We start from the raw sequence: 16,123 nt of genomic DNA on the forward strand, positions 1-16,123 counted from the left end.
TTCAGGATCGAACCGACGGAGACGCGAACATGGCAAGGGCGATGGCAGCAGACAAGCGAGCGCATGTGCTGCGGCTGGCCGCCGCGCCGGTGTTCGCGGCGATGGCGTTGATCTCCGCCACCGATGCGCCGCCGCTGTCGCTGTGCGCGGCGGGCGCCACGGTGCTGCCGGTCGACGGCATGACCGCGATGTACCTGCTGATGAGCCTGTTTCACCTGCCGCCCTGGATGAACCGGCGCGGCTGACTTCAAGAAGGAGCAAGACGATGCAACATGAGATCGTATCGCGCGAGGAATGGATGAGCGCGCGCAAGGCGTTGTTCGAGAAGGAGCGCGCGATGACCCATGCGCTCGACGAACTGCGGGTGGAGCGGCGTGGGCTGCCCTGGGTCAAGGTCGAGAAGGATTATGTGTTCGAGGGGCCGGACGGGCCGCGCACGCTGGGCGACCTGTTCGGAGAGCGCAGCCAGCTCGCCGTCTATCACTTCATGCTGACGCCGGGGAAGGATCACCTCTGCCCGGGCTGTTCCTACACGATGGATCATGTCGATCCGGCGCGGCAGCATTTCGAGCATGCCGACCTTGCCTTCGCGGCGGTGTCACGCGCGCCGGTCGCGCAGATCGAGGCGGCGAAGGCGCGGATGGGGTGGACCTTCCCCTGGGTGTCGTCGGGCGAGAACGACTTCAACTACGACTTCTGCGTCTCGTTCACCGCCGAGGAGCGCGAGGCGGGGACGGCGCGCTACAATTACGGGCTGACGACGATCCAGCGCAGCGCCGACATGTTCGGGGTCAGCGTGTTCGCGAAGAACGACGCGGGCGAGATCTTCCACAGCTACTCGACCTATCATCGTGGCACCGAACTGCTGATGGGCGCGATGAACTGGCTCGACCTTGCCCCCAAGGGCCGCAACGAGGCCGGCGGCACGATGAGCTGGGTGCGGCTGCACGACGAATATTGACGCGCGGCGGTGTCCCGGCCCTCAGCGCCGGGGCGCCGCCTTGCATTGGATATAGACCGGGTTGCCGATCAGCAGCTTGCGGTCGTTCGGGCCGAGGATATTGACGGCAACCCACCCGCAGGCGGCGGCGCGAGGGATGTTGAAGCTGATGGCCGGTGCTGAGGGCGCGCGGGCAAGTTCCTTGCCGTTGGCGATCAGGTGCGCCGTGCCTGCCGCGACGCCGGTAACGCGTGCCTCGACGGAGAGCGTGGCGGCGGGAGCGGCGACGGTTTCGCCCATTGCCGCGCGCGTCTTGCCCGAGATGACGGCGACCTCGAGCATCCGGTCGCGACTGCCCTCGACATCGATGAAGACGTTGCCGGCGCGGATGCCGTCGAGGATCGCGGACTGGGAGAGGTCGCGGGCGTGGACGACGGTCGTGGGGCGGCCGATCGGCGCGCTGCCCGGACGCGCGGCAGCGGGGTCGTGATTGTCGCTGCTGCCGATGCCGGTGATACGGAAGCCGCGGTTGAGCTTGTCGTACCAGAAGTCGAGCCCGGCGAGCGGCGGCTGGGTGGTGAGGCCGTTGATCGCCTCGATCGCCGTCACCTTGCTCCAGTCGGTGTCCGGCCAGACCCAGCCGCAACCCATGCATGCCTCGCCCGAGGGGAGGGCGGGGTGGTTGACCGAGAGGATCGCACCCGCCGCCGCGACATCCTTCTGGAGCGCGGCAATGTCCGGGACCGACGGGCTGCCGACGCGGAAATCGACCCAACGCGACTGGCCGAAGATATTGGCATGGCCGCCAAAGGTGGTGATCTCCGCGCCCGGGATCAGCAGCAGCGTGTCATGGAAGGGCTGAAGCTCGCGCAGCGCGGAGAAGTGCGAGCTGGTATTGTGATCGGTGACCGCGATGAAATCGAGGCCCGCTTGCGTCGCGGCTTCGACGGTGCGGTAGAGCGGGCAGGGGACGCGCTTGCCGCTCTGGCTGTCGCAGCTGCCGTCCGAATGCGCGTTGTGCATATGGAGATCGCCGCGATACCAGCCGGGGCCCGCCTTGAGCGGGGCGTCGGCGATGGCGGCGCTGGCGTTGCGGATCGTGCCGCGGTCGAAGAAGATGTCGACGCGGTAGGGGTTGTGGGCGTCCTTGCGCGCGTTGGGGATACCGAACTGGATCTGCCAGCGGCCGGCGGGCAGCGCGCCCGGGAGGTAGCCGGGGGTTGCGTCGCTTGGGCTCAAGGTGAAGCGGTCGCGGGTGCCGCCGCTCCAGCCACGGAAGCGCTCGGGATCGAACACGCCGAGATCGACGACGGTCTTGTTCGCCTTGTCATAGGTCAGGCGGACGGTGATCCGTTCGACGCCCGCGGGGACGTCGAACGGGATCGCCTTGTAGGTCTGATGATCGGCACCGGTGATCTCGCCGGTGACGATGCGGTCCGCCTCCTGCGCCGCGACGGGTGTGGCCAGGCACGCAAGTGCCGCGAGCAGGAGGCGAAGGCGCATCAGAACTTGAAGTCCACGGCGAAGCGGAAGTTGCGGCCGAGGATCGGGCGGCCGATGAACAACAGGTCGTTGGCCTGGCCGCTGGTCAGCTCACCCGCGCGCGGATTGCCTTCCGTGAGGCCGATGGTGTTGGTCAGGTTGTCGCCATAGGCCCAAAGTTGGATATTCTCCGTGACCTTCAGGCGGACGCTGGCGTTGACGACGGTATAGGCCGGCAGCGTCGAGGTGTTGGCGGCGTCGGCATAGCGCTTGCTGTAATGCTCGACATCGGCCTGCGCGCGCAGGCGATCGCCGAACAGGGTTACCGCCGGGGTGGCGCGCAGCGCGAGGCGTGGGACGCGCAGCAGCTGGTTGCCCGAATAGTCACGGTTGATGAGCGTCGGCTGGCCGTTGGCGCTGCCGAGCTCGGCATAGCGCAGGTTGCGGAAGGTCGGTTCCTGCCACGTGGCGTTGAGTGTGAAGTCGAACCACGGTGCCGGGCGCACGACGCCCTCGAACTCGACGCCATAGGCGCGCGTGTCGGTATAGACGGTCTGGTTGATATAGCCGTTGGTCGCCGTGTCGAAGCGCGTGTTGCCGATGCCGTAGGAGTCGAAATCGGTGAGGAAGGCGGTCGCGTAGAGGCTGAGGAAGCGCGAATTATATTTGAGGCCGGCTTCCCACATGTCGATTCCCTGCGTCACCGGCTGGGCGGTGGCGCTGGTGATGAAGCTGCCGACACTGGGCAGGCGGAAGGCCGAGGTGTAGCGCGCGAAGACGCCGGCATTGTCCATGAACTTCCAGTCGACGCCGAGCGTCCAGCCGAGCTTCTCGAACTTGCGGTCGAACGGCGTGAACACGCCGTTGCCGGTAAGGACGCTGTCGTCGGCCAGTGTCGCGGCGTTGCCGAGGTTGACGGTGCGACTGCCCTCCTGCGCGCCGCGTGCGGTCACCTGTTCCCAGCGCAGACCGCCGTCGATGCGCAGCGCCGGGGTGATCTGCCATTCGTCCGAGGCATAGACGGCGACGGTGTTCTGCGTGCCATAGCCGTTGGCGAATTCGGAGCCGTAGCGCGCGACGCCATTCTCGGTCAGCGAACCGACCACCTGGCCCGCCGCGTTGAGTGCGACCAGGTTGAGCAGGCGGCTGTTGTTCGACACGTCCTGCACGGTCGAAGCCGAGTAGCGGCGGAAGGTCTCGTCGATATAGGCGTAATAGACGCCGACCGCGACGTCGTGCGTGCCCGCCGCTTCGAACCGGCGCGCGATGCGCACGTCGTTGAGCAGCTCGCTCTCTTCGATCGTCACCGGGCGCGCGGCGTTGATGAAGATATCGCCATTGCCGTTCTGGCCGGTGACGTTGAACGCGCTACCGTCATCGACATAGCGAAGCTGAACGCTGGCCGCGCCGGGGAAGGCGGCGAGGAGCTGCGGGCGATAGGTGTTGAGGAGCGCCGTCGCGGTGCTGATCGAGGCGGGATAGACGCCGTTGCGCACAGTGTTGGAGTCGCGGTAGCGCAGCTTGTGGCTGAGCTTCCAGCCGTCGCCGAATTCCCAGTCGGTGATCCAACTGAACTGGTCGAGGCGGATGCGCGAGCCGTTCTCCTGACGGAAATCGACCGGCCCGGTCGCGCTCTTGAGTGCCAGGCGACGGGTCTGGACACTGGCGGTGGTGCCGTAATGCGGGTCGAAGCCGGGCAGCCCGACGATCTTGCCCTGCGCATCCTTGGTCAGCGGGATGCCGGTGTAGAAGATCGCATTGTCGGCAAGGTGCTTGTAGCTGATCGAGGTGCGGCCGCCGGCGAACTCGCCATGCACCGCCGCACGGATCTGGCCGCCCTTGTTGCCGATATAGCCCGGGTCGCGCACGCCGCGCTCGCTGCGGTAGAAGCCGCCGACATCGACCGACCAGCCCTCGGCGATCGGCGTGCCGACCCAGCCGTCGAAGCGGTAGAGATCGGCGGTCGGGCCGTAGAGCAGGCGGGCATTGCCCGTCGTCTCGGTCATCGCGCGGCGGGTGATGTAGTTGACCACGCCGCCCGGTGCGTTCGAGTAGAACACCGAGGAAGGACCGCCGCGCACGACTTCGATCCGGTCGATCGATTCGTCGATGCGAAAGGCCTGGTCGGCGTTGAGATAGCCCAGCGCGGGGTCGTGCTGAACGGGCAGGCCGTCCTCGAGCAGGTTGATCGAGCCGAAGCCATCGACGGGGATGCCGCGCGCGCGGACGTTGCCCGAGCCCTCGCCGCCCGACGCCTCGACCCAGAAGCCGGGGACCGACTTCAGCGTCTCGGTCACGCTCGACGGCGCGCGCGAGCGCAGCAGGTCGTTCGAAAGCGTGGTGACCGCATAGCTGGTGTCGAGCTTGGTGCGATTCCCCGCGCCCGCACGGCCGGTGACGATGATCTCGCCATCCTGGGCTTCGGGCGCGGCGTCGGTCGCCTGATCCTGCGCCATGGCAGGCAGGCTGACGGAAAGCAGAAGCGCGGAAACGCTGGCGCGGGCGAGCGCCTTGCGGATGGTCATGGTCGTCCCCTTTGGATGTTACGGGCAGCGAGGCTGCCGGGGCGCCCTAGGGGTAACCGGTTTCACAATGGCGGCGGGTCGATGACCGCGCGGTTACAGCGCGATGACCAGTTGGCGACGTCAGGCGGGGATCGGCGTCGAACGGCCATCCGGGCCGACCGCGACCATGGTGAAGGTGGCGGCGGCGGATTGGCGGCGGTCGCCAGTGAGCAGGTCTTCCGCCCAGAGTTCCACGGCGACCGCGACCGAGCTGCGGCCCTGCATGCGGATGCGCGAGACCAGCTCGACCATTTCCCCCGCGCGGATCGGCGAGGTGAAGTCGATGCGGTCGGACGCGGCCATGACCATGACGGCGCGCGCATGGCGAGTGGCGGCGATGAAGGCGGCCTTGCCCATCATCTTGAGGGCGTCGCCGCCATAGAGGGTGCCGTAATGGTTGGTCTGGGGCGGGAAGACCATCTCGGCCATGCGCAGCACGCCGGGTTCGGAGTCCGGCCCCGCCGCGAGCGGGGGCAAGGGCAGACGGGTGTCCGGCCCCTTGACCGCAACGAGGGTGAAGACGCCACGGGTGCATAGCCGCCGCTCGCCGCTGACCGGCGCTTCGGCGACCAGCGCGATCTCGACATCGAGCGAAGAGGTGCCGACGCGGACGATGCGGCCCGATGCCTCGACCATCTCACCCGCCCGCGCCGGGGCGGCGAAGTCGATGCGCTGCGAGGCGGCGGTGACGAACGGCGCGCGGCCGTGGAGGCTGGCGGCGAGGAACGCGACCTTGTCCATATGCGCGAGCGCCACCCCGCCGAAGAGCGTGCCATGGTGATTGGTGTCGCCTGGAAAGACCATGTCGATCAGCCGGACGATGGGTTCGTCGGTGGGGGTGTTTGTCATTCGTATTCCTAAGTCCCGCCGTCATCCCCGCGAAGGCGGGGATCCATTGGGGCTGACGTCGCGGCTCGATCCGATCGGTCAGCCTGAATGGATTCCCGCCTTCGCGGGAATGACGAGGGGAAGGGGGAGAGGCTTACGCCGCCACCGTTACCTCAGCGCGCAGGGTACGGGCGGCGGCGACCATCGCGTCGATCGCGGGGCGGACCTCTTCCCATTTGCGGGTCTTGAGGCCGCAATCGGGGTTCACCCAGAGCTGCGACGGACTGAGGTGCGCCTGGGCGAGCCGCATCAGCGCGACCATCTCTTCCTCGCCCGGCACGCGCGGGGCGTGGATATCGTACACGCCCGGCCCGATCGCGGCCGGATAGTCATAGGCGGCGAAGCCCTCGAGCAGCTCCATCTGCGAGCGCGCGGTCTCGATCGAGATCACGTCGGTGTCCATCGCGCCGATCGAGGGCAGGATGTCGTTGAACTCCGAATAGCACATATGCGTGTGGATCTGGGTCGCGTCGGCAACCCCGGCGGCGGAGAGGCGGAAGCAGTCGACCGACCAGTCGAGATAATGCTGCCAGTCCTTGCGACGCAGCGGCAGACCTTCGCGCAGCGCCGCTTCGTCGATCTGGATCGCCTGACAGCCCGCGGCCTCGAGATCCTGGACCTCGTCGCGGATCGCGAGCGCGATCTGGCGGCAAGAGGCTTCACGCGACTGGTCGTCGCGCACGAAGCTCCAGTTGAGGATCGTCACCGGGCCGGTGAGCATGCCCTTGACCGGCTTGTCGGTGACGCTCTGGGCATAACGCCACCATTCGACCGTCATCGGGTTCGGGCGCGAGACATCGCCATACAGCACCGGCGGACGCACGCAGCGCGAGCCGTAGCTCTGGACCCAGCCGTTCACCGTGAAGGCAAAGCCGGCGAGCTGCTCACCGAAATACTGGACCATGTCGTTGCGCTCGAACTCGCCATGGACGAGCATGTCGATCCCGGCTTCCTCCTGCCAGCGGATCGCGCGCAGCGTCTCGGCCCGCAGGAACGCCTCGTACGCCGTGGCGTCGAGATTGCCGCGATTATATTCGGCGCGCGCGCTGCGGACCTCGGCGGTTTGCGGGAAGGAGCCGATCGTGGTCGTCGGGAAGAGCGGGAGGCCCAGTACCTCGGCCTGCGCGGCGATGCGGGTCGGGTGATCCGAGCGGCGCTCGCGCATATCCGGGGTGACCGCCGCGATGCGCGCGGCGACGGCGGCGTCATGGATGCGCGGCGAGGTGCGGCGGTTGGCGGCGGCCTGTGACGATGCCTCCAGTTCCGGTGTGACGCTGGCGCGGCCCTCGTTGAGCGCGCGCTTGAGGATCGCCAGTTCCTCGACCTTCTGCACGGCGAAGGCGAGCCATTGCTTCACCTCGGTGTCGAGCTTGCTCTCCAGCCCGAGATCGACGGGCACGTGGAGCAGCGAGCAGGACGGGGCAAGGATCAGGTCGCGCTGTGCGGCCAGCGGCTCGATCCGGTCGAGCAGGGTCGCGAGGTCGGCACGCCAGATGTTGCGGCCGTCGATCACGCCGAGCGAGAGGGCGAGCGTCTTCGGCGCGGCCTTGAGCACCGCGTCGAGCTGTTCGGGCGCACGGACGAGGTCGATGTGCAGGCCACCGACCGGCAGCGCGGTGGCGAGGCCGAGATTGTCGCCGAGCCCGCCGAAATAGGTGGTCAGCATGATCTGCGGCGTCGAACGCGCGAGCCGGGCATAGGCGCGGGTGAAGGCGCGGCGCTGCTGTTCGCTGAGGTCGGTGACCAGGATCGGCTCGTCGATCTGCACCCATTCGGCGCCGGCATGGGCGAGATGGTTGAGGATCACACCATAGAGGCCGAGCAGTTCGTCGAGATAGTCGAAGGGATCGACGCCGCTGGCCTTGACCAGGCTGAGCCAGGTGACCGGGCCGAGCAGGACGGGGCGGGTTTCATAGCCCTGAGCCTTCGCTTCGCGATATTCCTCGACGATCTTGAGGCGGCCGAGCGCGAGCTTCTGTCCGGCGGACAGCTCGGGGACGATATAGTGATAGTTGGTGTCGAACCATTTGGTCATCTCGCACGCGGTCAGGCTGTGCGAATGGGCGCAGCCTTCGTGCGACCCCGTCGTGCCGCGAGCCATCGCGAAATAGGTGGCGAGCGTCGCCTCGCCGTCCGCCGCGCCATAGCGGGAAGGGATCGCGCCGAGCATCACGCTCAAGTCGAGGACATGGTCGTAGAGCGAGAAATCGTTCGACGGCAGCCAGTCGGCGCCGAGCGCGGTCTGGCGCGCCCAGGCGGCGGTGCGCAGGCCGGCCGCGGATTCGAGCAAGGCGGCTTCGTCGGACTTGCCCGACCAGAAGGATTCGAGTGCGTGCTTGAGTTCACGGCGCGGGCCGATGCGCGGAAAGCCGAGCGTGGCGATGGTGACGGTCATTGGTCTTCTACCCCGAAGAAGGCGGGGAGAAGCCGGACGCGTGCGGGCTTGCACGGACGGTGGGGACCGGCCGCGCATGGCGCATGCGGCCAGACCGGGCACCCCGCCGGTGGACGTTATCGTGTCGCGGGCAGGTCTTCTGGCTCACGGGTCAACACGGACGGTCTGGCCTTCCCGGGAAGCGAGCCTCCCAGTGACACGTATCGACCGCCGCTCGCCGCTTACAGTTGCGGGGGCAGCGCCGGATTTGCACCGGCTTCCCATCTTAGCTCCGGCGCGGACAAGCCGACCGGAGCACCTTCGACCCCATCAGCATCGCGCCGATGGGGCCGGGTGTCAAGCATGATATAAAGACTTCTTTATATCTTTAATTGTTTGATGGGCCCTTGAGCTCGACGATGTTGCCTTCGGGGTCGCGGATATAGACTGATGGGCCTTCGCCCTCGGCCCCGTAGCGCGGACCTTCCTCGAGGATCTCGACACCATGGGCGGTGAGGTGCGCGCCCAGCGCCTCGCGGTCGAACGGCTCGATGGCGATCGCGAAATGGTCGAGGTTGCGACCTTCCGCGCCGGGCGCGGCGCCGCCCTTGGCGCCCAGTTTGCCGTCGATCGGGACGATGTCGATCAGCGAGGCGCCCGCGCGGAGCTGATACAGGCCGATCTCGGCCTGCTCACGCTCGTCGGTGCAGCCGAGCACGTCGTGATAGAAGGCCAGGATCTTGGGCAGGTCGACGACGCGCAGCACGATATGGTCGATCCCGCGCATCGCGAAGGGTGGGGTCATTGTCTCTCTCCTGTCGGCGCAACCGGCGCCGTTCCCGGGTCAATGGCCCAGATGATTCCGCAGCGCCAGCCAGCCTGGAAGCTTCGCGTCGAAGCCCACGGTGTGGAGCGGGCTGGACGAGGGGAGGGCGACGGCCGCGTAGCCGGTGGACCCAAGTTGCTTCAGCCCGTGCTTGAGCGCGGTGCCGCCGTTGAAGGCGATGGCGCGCAGATCGGGCAAGGTCGCGGCGAGCGCGGCGATGTCGTTGGGGGCGACGTCGCTGAGCGCGGCATCGGTGCTGCCCGGGCGGTGCGCGGTGGCGACGACGTCCCACAGTCCGACGCGGGCAGAGAGGAGTGCTGCGAGGCGGTCGGGATAGGCGAGGGCGACGAGGTCGCGATCGACCACCGCCGACATCAGCCGCCAGAACTGGTTCTGCGGATGCGCGTAATATTGCCTCGCCTCGAGCGATCGGTCGCCCGGCAGGCTGCCGCAGATCAGCAGGCGGACGCCGCGATTAACGACCGGCGGGAAGCTGGATTTGCGGGGAGTTGATTGCGCCACGCCGCCGTCCTAGCATCCGCCCATGGCGCGCGCGATCACCCGCTATGCCGATTTCTGGCCCTATTATCTTCGCGAACATGCGAAGGCGCAGACGCGGGCGCTGCACTATGCCGGGACGATTCTGACCTTCGCGGCGCTGGCGGCGGGACTCTGGCTCAACAGCTGGTGGTTCCTTGCCATCCCGCTCGCCGGCTACGGCTTTGCCTGGGCCGCGCATTTCGGGGTGGAGAAGAACCGCCCGGCGACCTTCACCTACCCGCTGTGGTCATTGGTCAGCGACTATCGCATGTTCTTCCTGTGGCTGAGCGGCCGGCTCGGCCCGCACCTACAAAGGGCGGGCGTCGCCTAGCGCTTCCGGGGATGCTCAGCGTTCCTTCCGCGACCGCTGCATTTCCCTGAGCGCACGCGCCGACTCCTTCACCGCGCGTTCCGACGCTTCCTGCGCGATTTCGGCCGTTGCCAACGCGACCGATGCGCTCTTCATCGCGTGCTCGACATGGCGGTTCGCCCGGTCCGAGACGCGCTTCGACATCGCGCGGAGTTCGCTGTCCATGGGGACGCGCTTGCCATTGGCGCAATGCATCATGTCGTTGCCGATGTTGATGTTGTCGTTCCGGGTCTCGTTCGGGCCGTAGCCGCATTTCCTGGCGATCAGCGCGCGATCCTCGGCGGTGACGATGGGGCCTTGCGCAGCCATCTCGCGCTCGACGGCATTGGACAGCCGTGCTTCAGCAGTCTCACGGGCGCTGCTCGGAGCGGCGGCGAATGCGGCGATGGACAGGATCATCATGGACGCGATACGGGTCATTCGGCTTCTCCTAACCTTACGACTACAGTTGTAGTCAGTGGCCGGCATCGGGTCAAGCGAGTGCGTCAGGATGTTGCCATGCGCGAAGCATCGCTTGCTTGCCGCGCGGGGCGGGGCGTGCAAATGGTCGCGCCATGCATGTCGCAAACGATACCATCGCACTGATCGGCAACACTCCGCTGGTGCGGCTGAGAGGGCCAAGTGAGGCTGCGGGTTGCGACATCTTCGGCAAGTGCGAATTCGCGAATCCGGGTGCGAGCGTGAAGGATCGCGCGGCGCTGTTCATCGTCCAGGACGCGGAAGCGCGCGGACTGATCGCGCCGGGCGGCACGATCGTCGAGGGGACGGCGGGCAATACCGGCATCGGCCTGGCGCTGGTCGGCAACGCCAAGGGCTACAAGACGATCATCGTCATGCCCGAGACGCAGAGCCGCGAGAAGATGGACACGCTGCGCGCGCTGGGTGCCGAACTCGTTCTGGTCCCCGCCGCGCCCTATTCGAACCCCGGTCATTTCGTGCACACCAGCCGCCGCATCGCCGAAGAGACGCCCAACGCGATCTGGGCCAACCAGTTCGATAATATCGCCAACCGCAAGGCGCATATCGTCACCACCGCCGAGGAGATCTGGACCCAGATGGACGGCCGGATCGACGGCTTCACCTGCGCGGCCGGCACCGGCGGGACCATTGCGGGCGTCGGTCTTGGCCTCAAGGAAAAGGACGAGCGCGTCACCATCGCGCTGTCCGATCCGCACGGCGCGGCACTCTACGAATATTATGCGCATGGCGAACTCAAGGCAGAAGGCAGCTCGGTCGCCGAGGGGATCGGGCAGGGGCGAATTACCGCCAACCTCGAAGGCGCGCCGATCGACACTCAGTACCGAATCTCCGATGAGGAAGGGCTGGAATGGGTCGAGCGGCTGCTGGCCGAAGAGGGGCTGTGCCTGGGTTTGTCATCGGGCATCAACGTCGCCGGCGCGATCCGGCTGGGCCGCGAATTGGGGCCGGGCAAGCGCATCGCGACGATCCTGTGCGATACCGGATTTCGTTATCTTTCAACATTGTACAATGGCGACTGGTTGCGGTCCAAGGGGCTGCCAGTGCCTGCCTGGCTCGCTTCAGCCTGACGCTGACGTAAAACAAGGGTTCGACATTCGGCGGTAAAGGCGTTACATTTATGCCACACCGTTATGAAGTCGCTCCCGACCGATCCCAAACAAAGCATGTTGCGCGTCCTTGTCGGCGTGACCGGTCTCGCGAGCGTCCTGCTGTTGATCGGCGTGGCCAGCGCGATCTTTTCGCTCGCCAACAAGGAAGACCCCATTGTCGCGGAAGGCGGGTCGAAGCCTGAGGTCGTCGCCAACATGACCGACGGCGTCATCATCAACGACGCGGCCCTCGAAAAGGACGAGCCGATCGCCGAACTGGGCATCGCGCCACGTACCGCCGAAACCCCCGCGCCCGCGATCACGCCCTATCCCGTTCCCGCCAAGTGACGGGTCGTGCCGCTCGCGCAGCGGCACGTCGCGGGAAATCGCCCCACTTCGATCCCAAGCCGGCCGATCCGCAGCGTAGCGGCCGGTTTCACGCGTCTCGCGTTCATCGACTGCCTTGGAACAGAGCGAGGCCAAAGATCGAATAACTTTGGTACATCCCCGATTTGAGGCAGAAAGTGGGGCTGAGTACCGTAGATTCCCGCGTTCAGGCATTGAAAACCATTGGCGCTTAAGATACGCCGCTGGTTAACAGGGCAACCTTATCGTCAGCCGGAATCGGGTCCGGGGCGCGCGGCATCGTGCGCTTCCGGAGACGGGAAAGGTTTGCCTGCCGTAAGCGAGGGCGGGAGTGAACCGAACGGGGTACAGAGGCGTTGGGCTGCAGCTGGTGGACGACAAGGGTCGTGTCGCCATCCCCTCGACCCTGCGTGCCACCCTCGAGAAGAACAGCGGCTTTCCCGCGGATACCAAGGACGCCCGCGTCGCGATCCTTTCCAGCCATGAGAGCGACCGCTGCCTGATCGCCTATGACGAGCCCTATTTCGATGCCCTGATGGAGCGGCTCAACGCGCGTTCGCTGGAATATGCCGGCGATCGCGGGCGTGCGGATTCGAACATCTGGCGCGAAGGCGTCGGCCCCAGCGAGAATATCGCGTTCGATCCCTCGGGCCGCTTCGTCATGCCCGGGATGCTCTGCCAGCATGCCGGCATCCGCAAGTCGGGCTACGCCTTCTTCTATGGCGTGGGTCCGGTGGTCGAGATCTGGGATCCGGCCACGCTGCTCGCGCACCCCTCCTTGCCCGAGAGCATGAAGGCGGCGTGCCGTTATCACCTCGAAGAGAAGAAGGTGACGTTGTGAGCGCCGCTCTGCCCGGTACGCGCCCGCACGTCTCCGTGCTGCTCGACGAGACCGTCGACGCGCTCGCGATCCAGCCCGGTTCGCGCATCGTCGACGCGACCTTTGGTGCCGGTGGCTACAGTTTGGCGTTCCTCGAGCGGGGAGCCGAGGTGGCCGCCTTTGACCGCGATCCGGACGCGATCGAAGGCGGCCAATCCATCGTTTCTGCCAGCGGCGGCCGGCTGGTGCTGATCGAGGCGCCGTTTTCGGCGCTGGACAGCGAACTCGAGGCGCGTGGTCTGACGCCGGTTGACGGCGTCGCCATGGATATCGGCGTGTCGTCGATGCAGCTCGACCAGGCCGAGCGCGGCTTCAGCTTCCAGCAGGACGGGCCGCTGTCGATGCGCATGGCGGGCGAGGGGATGACCGCCGCCGATTTCGTCAACGAGGCGGATGAGGCGGAGATCGCCGACGTGCTGTTCCACTATGGCGAGGAACCGCGCGCGCGCCGTGTCGCCAAGGCGATCGTCGCGGCGCGGCCGCTGACGCGTACCGGGGAACTGGCGAACGTCGTGCGCAAGGCGCTGGGCTACAAGCCGCACGACAAGAAGGACCCGTCGACCCGGACCTTCCAGGCGATCCGCATCCATGTGAACCGTGAGCTGGATGAGCTTGCCGAGGGGTTGGCTGCGGCGGAGCGGGTGCTCAAGCCCGGCGGCCAGCTGGCGGTGGTGACCTTCCACAGCCTGGAAGACCGGATGGTCAAGAAGTTCCTGCGCGAACGATCGGGCAGCGAGCCCGCCGGTTCGCGGCACCGCCCGGCGGTGACGGCGGCACGCGCGCCGACCTTCGAGACCCCGGCCAAGGCGGTGCGGCCGAGCGAGGAAGAAATTGCGGCGAACCCGCGTGCCCGGTCCGCGACGCTCCGCGTCGCCCGGCGCAGCGCGGCTCCGGCGTGGGTGAGTTGAGGAGGCGGACATGGCGATCAAGGCATTGAACGGACTGGGCTGGTACGCCGCGGGGCTGATCGTGGCGCCGGGCTGCTACCTTGTGTCATCGATGGTTGCGGCAGAGCGCACGCATGTCGAGGCGGTCGAGCGCGCCATTGCCAAGGCGCACAAGGACATCCGCCAGCTCGAGACCGAGTTCGACACGCGCGCCAATCTGGCCCAGCTTGAGCGCTGGAATGGCGAAGTGATGCGTTACACCGCGCCGACCCCGCACCAGTTCCTCGCGAGCGACACCCAGCTCACCTCGCTCCGTTCGCTTGAAACCGAAGGGGTGGCCGAGCGCTATGCGGCGATGGTGGTGCCTGAGGGCGTGCCCGACGCGACCGCCGAAACCGCGCAGATTGCCAGCGCTTCGACCGCGGCGGCGTCGGCACCGATCAAGGCCGTTGCGGAGAAGGCTGTCGCCGGAAAGATCGCCGCCGCCGTGGCGGTCAAGGCCGCGCCGACTGTCGCCACGAACAAGCCGCAGCAGGTTGCCGCGGTCGTGCAGAAGCCCGCCAAGCCGGCGGTGAAGACCCAGCGCGAACAGGCGGTGGCGATGCTCGACCGCAGCTTGCTCAAGGATTCGAGCTTCGGTGATCTGATGCAGGGCGTCCGTGCCGAGGCGCGTCGCGCCCGGTGACCGTCCTCGTCGCCCCTGCGCCCCGCAATCGCACGCGGCCGGGTAACCGGCAGGCGTCGATGGCTGTCGCGCATGTGCGGCTGATGGTCCTGGCGTTGTTGTTCGCGGCGGGGATCGCGGTGATCGTCGGACGGCTGGCGCTGCTCGCCATGTTCGCCGAGCCGGCGGCGGCGACAAGCGTCAATGCGATGCTGGTGCCGTTGCGCGGCGATCTGGTCGATCGCAATGGCGCGCCGTTGGCGCGGACGATCGACGCCTGGTCGATCGGGGTCCGTCCCGGCAGAGTGATCGGCGACAAGGCGGAGCTCGCGCGGATGCTGGCGGCGACGCTGCCGGGCAAGAGCGCCGCGGACTATGCCAAGCTGCTGAGCAGCGATTCGAGCTTCACCTATCTTCAGCGGCGCGCCGTGCCCGAACTGGTGGCGGCCGTACATGCGCTGGGCGAGCCGGGGATCGAATTCGCGCGGGAGCCGCAGCGGCTCTATCCCCAGGCGAATCTGGGCGCGCATGTGCTGGGCTATCTCGATTTCGACGGCAAGGGCGTCACCGGGATGGAGCTGGCGCTCAATCAGCAGCTGACCGACCCGGCACTGCGCGGCAAGCCGGTTGCGCTGTCGCTCGACCTGCGTGCGCAGGCGGCGCTGGAGAGCGAACTGGGCGCGGCGATGACGACCTTCCAGGCCAGGGGCGCTGCGGGCGTAATCCTCGACGTTGCGAGTGGGGAGGTGATGGCGATGGCCTCGCTCCCGACCTTCAACCCGAACAATATCAAGGGGTCGAACCCCGAGCATTTCCGCAATAACGTGACGCAGAGCGTCTATGAACTCGGCTCCAGCTTCAAGCCGCTGACGATGGCGTTCGCGATCGAGAGCGGTGTCGCTACCTCGATGGCCAAGCGCTATGACGCCACGGTGCCATTGCAGGTCGGCGGCTTCCGCATCCGCGACGATCACGCCCAGAAACGCTGGCTCAACATTCCCGAAACGCTGATCCATTCGTCGAACATCGCCACCGCGCGCATCGCCGACGAACTGGGCAAGGACCGGATGGAAGGGATGTTCCGCAAGCTCGGGTTCGACACGCGGCCCGATATCGAGCTGGGCGGAAAGGCCATGCCACTCTGGCCCAAATACTGGGCGCGGACGACGGTGATGACCACGGCCTATGGCCATGGCATCGCGGTGACGCCGCTTCACCTTGCCAGCGCCTATGCCGCGATGGTCAATGGTGGGGTCTGGCGTCCCGCGACGCTGCGCAGGATCGAGCCGGGCAAGGCGCCACAGGGGCGCCGTGTCGTCTCCGAAGCGACGAGCGCGCGGATGCGTCAGCTTCTGCGTCTGGTCGTGACCCATGGTACCGGCGGCAAGGCCGATGCGCCCGGCTATCGCGTCGGCGGCAAGACCGGCACTGCCGAGGTGCCGGGTGCGGGCGGTTACAAGCGCAACCAGAACGTCTCGACCTTCGCGGCGGCTTTCCCGATGGACGCACCGCGCTATGTGGTGCTGGTGATGCTCGATTCGCCTGTCGGAAATGCCCAGACCCACGGTTTCTCGACCGCCGGCTGGACCGCCGCCCCCGTCGTCAACCGCGTCATCATGCGCACCGGCGCGATGCTGGGCGTGGTGCCCGACGAGACCCGGGACGTGAATGTCTCGGACCTGACGCCGCTGCTGTGGAAGGCCGAAGCCAAGAACAAGGCCAAAGGCGCCGCGACCCCGCTCGTCGCGCCGGGCGCGGGCGAGTGAGGCGCGGT

At 67.1% G+C, this 16,123-nt stretch carries 16 protein-coding genes and 1 riboswitch; of the genes, 9 read left to right on the forward strand and 7 right to left on the reverse strand.

Features of this window, described 5'->3' with window-relative positions:
- Positions 1 to 41: 41 nt before the first annotated feature.
- Together AC07M1_RS05535 and AC07M1_RS05540 are read left to right on the forward strand one after the other, a co-directional pair.
- The gene (locus AC07M1_RS05535) at positions 42 to 245 is read left to right on the forward strand and encodes a hypothetical protein (RefSeq protein ID WP_495161564.1); all 204 of its coding nucleotides are present in this window, start codon (positions 42 to 44) and stop codon (positions 243 to 245) included.
- 20 nt (positions 246 to 265) lie between these two features.
- Positions 266 to 961 (forward strand): DUF899 domain-containing protein, encoded by a 696-nt coding sequence (locus AC07M1_RS05540; protein ID WP_495161565.1) that lies wholly within the window; start codon positions 266 to 268, stop codon positions 959 to 961.
- A 21-nt stretch (positions 962 to 982) separates the two neighbouring features.
- Here the strand turns inward: AC07M1_RS05540 and AC07M1_RS05545 are convergent, their stop codons facing one another.
- From AC07M1_RS05545 to AC07M1_RS05570, 6 genes are all read right to left on the reverse strand, one after another.
- On the reverse strand, positions 983 to 2,443 hold the full coding sequence (locus tag AC07M1_RS05545) for a CehA/McbA family metallohydrolase (protein ID WP_495161566.1): 1,461 nt from the start codon (positions 2,441 to 2,443) through the stop codon (positions 983 to 985).
- Positions 2,443 to 4,947, reverse strand: a complete 2,505-nt coding sequence (locus tag AC07M1_RS05550; RefSeq protein ID WP_495161567.1) for a TonB-dependent receptor — start codon at positions 4,945 to 4,947, stop codon at positions 2,443 to 2,445. Before AC07M1_RS05550 ends, AC07M1_RS05545 begins: the two co-directional genes overlap by 1 nt.
- 120 nt (positions 4,948 to 5,067) lie before the next feature.
- On the reverse strand, positions 5,068 to 5,835 hold the full coding sequence (locus tag AC07M1_RS05555; RefSeq protein WP_495161568.1) for an acyl-CoA thioesterase: 768 nt from the start codon (positions 5,833 to 5,835) through the stop codon (positions 5,068 to 5,070).
- A gap of 133 nt (positions 5,836 to 5,968) precedes the next feature.
- Entirely contained in the window at positions 5,969 to 8,269 is a 2,301-nt protein-coding gene (gene metE / locus AC07M1_RS05560; protein WP_495161569.1) for a 5-methyltetrahydropteroyltriglutamate--homocysteine S-methyltransferase, read from the reverse strand.
- Positions 8,270 to 8,381: 112 nt separating this feature from the next.
- A riboswitch (cobalamin riboswitch) is annotated at positions 8,382 to 8,586 on the reverse strand.
- Positions 8,587 to 8,636: 50 nt separating this feature from the next.
- Entirely contained in the window at positions 8,637 to 9,053 is a 417-nt protein-coding gene (locus AC07M1_RS05565) for a VOC family protein (protein WP_495161570.1), read from the reverse strand.
- A gap of 39 nt (positions 9,054 to 9,092) precedes the next feature.
- On the reverse strand, positions 9,093 to 9,596 hold the full coding sequence (locus AC07M1_RS05570; RefSeq protein ID WP_495161571.1) for a DNA-deoxyinosine glycosylase: 504 nt from the start codon (positions 9,594 to 9,596) through the stop codon (positions 9,093 to 9,095).
- A 22-nt stretch (positions 9,597 to 9,618) separates the two neighbouring features.
- Here AC07M1_RS05570 and AC07M1_RS05575 point away from each other — a divergent pair, with 22 nt between their 5' ends.
- Positions 9,619 to 9,945 carry an Mpo1-like protein gene (locus AC07M1_RS05575; protein ID WP_495161572.1) on the forward strand — a complete coding sequence of 109 codons (327 nt, stop codon included), beginning with the start codon at positions 9,619 to 9,621 and terminating at the stop codon, positions 9,943 to 9,945.
- Between the two features lie 15 nt (positions 9,946 to 9,960).
- Here the strand turns inward: AC07M1_RS05575 and AC07M1_RS05580 are convergent, their stop codons facing one another.
- A complete protein-coding gene (locus AC07M1_RS05580; protein ID WP_495161573.1) occupies positions 9,961 to 10,404 on the reverse strand; it encodes a hypothetical protein in 444 nt (147 codons plus the stop codon).
- Positions 10,405 to 10,538: 134 nt separating this feature from the next.
- On the opposite strand from AC07M1_RS05580, the gene AC07M1_RS05585 reads away from it, so the two are divergent.
- The 6 genes from AC07M1_RS05585 to AC07M1_RS05610 all read left to right on the forward strand — a co-directional run bounded on the left by AC07M1_RS05585 (position 10,539) and on the right by AC07M1_RS05610 (position 16,115).
- The gene (locus tag AC07M1_RS05585; protein WP_495161574.1) at positions 10,539 to 11,531 is read left to right on the forward strand and encodes a cysteine synthase A; all 993 of its coding nucleotides are present in this window, start codon (positions 10,539 to 10,541) and stop codon (positions 11,529 to 11,531) included.
- Positions 11,532 to 11,594: 63 nt separating this feature from the next.
- On the forward strand, positions 11,595 to 11,900 hold the full coding sequence (locus AC07M1_RS05590) for a hypothetical protein (RefSeq protein ID WP_495161575.1): 306 nt from the start codon (positions 11,595 to 11,597) through the stop codon (positions 11,898 to 11,900).
- 388 nt (positions 11,901 to 12,288) lie between these two features.
- On the forward strand, positions 12,289 to 12,759 hold the full coding sequence (locus AC07M1_RS05595; protein WP_495161576.1) for a division/cell wall cluster transcriptional repressor MraZ: 471 nt from the start codon (positions 12,289 to 12,291) through the stop codon (positions 12,757 to 12,759).
- A complete protein-coding gene (rsmH, locus tag AC07M1_RS05600; RefSeq protein ID WP_495161577.1) occupies positions 12,756 to 13,706 on the forward strand; it encodes a 16S rRNA (cytosine(1402)-N(4))-methyltransferase RsmH in 951 nt (316 codons plus the stop codon). The genes AC07M1_RS05595 and rsmH overlap by 4 nt, the downstream gene beginning before the upstream one ends.
- Before the next feature lie 10 nt (positions 13,707 to 13,716).
- Complete coding sequence (locus tag AC07M1_RS05605; RefSeq protein ID WP_495161578.1) at positions 13,717 to 14,370, forward strand: hypothetical protein; 654 nt, start codon at positions 13,717 to 13,719, stop codon at positions 14,368 to 14,370.
- On the forward strand, positions 14,367 to 16,115 hold the full coding sequence (locus AC07M1_RS05610; protein WP_495161579.1) for a peptidoglycan D,D-transpeptidase FtsI family protein: 1,749 nt from the start codon (positions 14,367 to 14,369) through the stop codon (positions 16,113 to 16,115). The genes AC07M1_RS05605 and AC07M1_RS05610 overlap by 4 nt, the downstream gene beginning before the upstream one ends.
- The last annotated feature ends 8 nt before the right edge of the window (positions 16,116 to 16,123 follow it).

This window comes from Sphingomonas sp. GW821-FHT10C01, assembly GCF_059415525.1.

Bases quoted from the DNA above. Each gene is read 5' to 3' on its own strand.
- metE (WP_495161569.1), bottom strand. From the start codon at position 8,269: ATGACCGTCACCATCGCCACGCTCGGCTTTCCGCGCATCGGCCCGCGC.
- AC07M1_RS05575 (WP_495161572.1), top strand. From the start codon at position 9,619: ATGGCGCGCGCGATCACCCGCTATGCCGATTTCTGGCCCTATTATCTT.
- AC07M1_RS05545 (WP_495161566.1), bottom strand. From the start codon at position 2,443: ATGCGCCTTCGCCTCCTGCTCGCGGCACTTGCGTGCCTGGCCACACCC.
- AC07M1_RS05605 (WP_495161578.1), top strand. From the start codon at position 13,717: ATGGCGATCAAGGCATTGAACGGACTGGGCTGGTACGCCGCGGGGCTG.
- AC07M1_RS05585 (WP_495161574.1), top strand. From the start codon at position 10,539: ATGCATGTCGCAAACGATACCATCGCACTGATCGGCAACACTCCGCTG.
- AC07M1_RS05540 (WP_495161565.1), top strand. From the start codon at position 266: ATGCAACATGAGATCGTATCGCGCGAGGAATGGATGAGCGCGCGCAAG.
- AC07M1_RS05590 (WP_495161575.1), top strand. From the start codon at position 11,595: ATGAAGTCGCTCCCGACCGATCCCAAACAAAGCATGTTGCGCGTCCTT.
- AC07M1_RS05550 (WP_495161567.1), bottom strand. From the start codon at position 4,947: ATGACCATCCGCAAGGCGCTCGCCCGCGCCAGCGTTTCCGCGCTTCTG.
- AC07M1_RS05580 (WP_495161573.1), bottom strand. From the start codon at position 10,404: ATGACCCGTATCGCGTCCATGATGATCCTGTCCATCGCCGCATTCGCC.
- AC07M1_RS05535 (WP_495161564.1), top strand. From the start codon at position 42: ATGGCAGCAGACAAGCGAGCGCATGTGCTGCGGCTGGCCGCCGCGCCG.
- AC07M1_RS05555 (WP_495161568.1), bottom strand. From the start codon at position 5,835: ATGACAAACACCCCCACCGACGAACCCATCGTCCGGCTGATCGACATG.
- AC07M1_RS05565 (WP_495161570.1), bottom strand. From the start codon at position 9,053: ATGACCCCACCCTTCGCGATGCGCGGGATCGACCATATCGTGCTGCGC.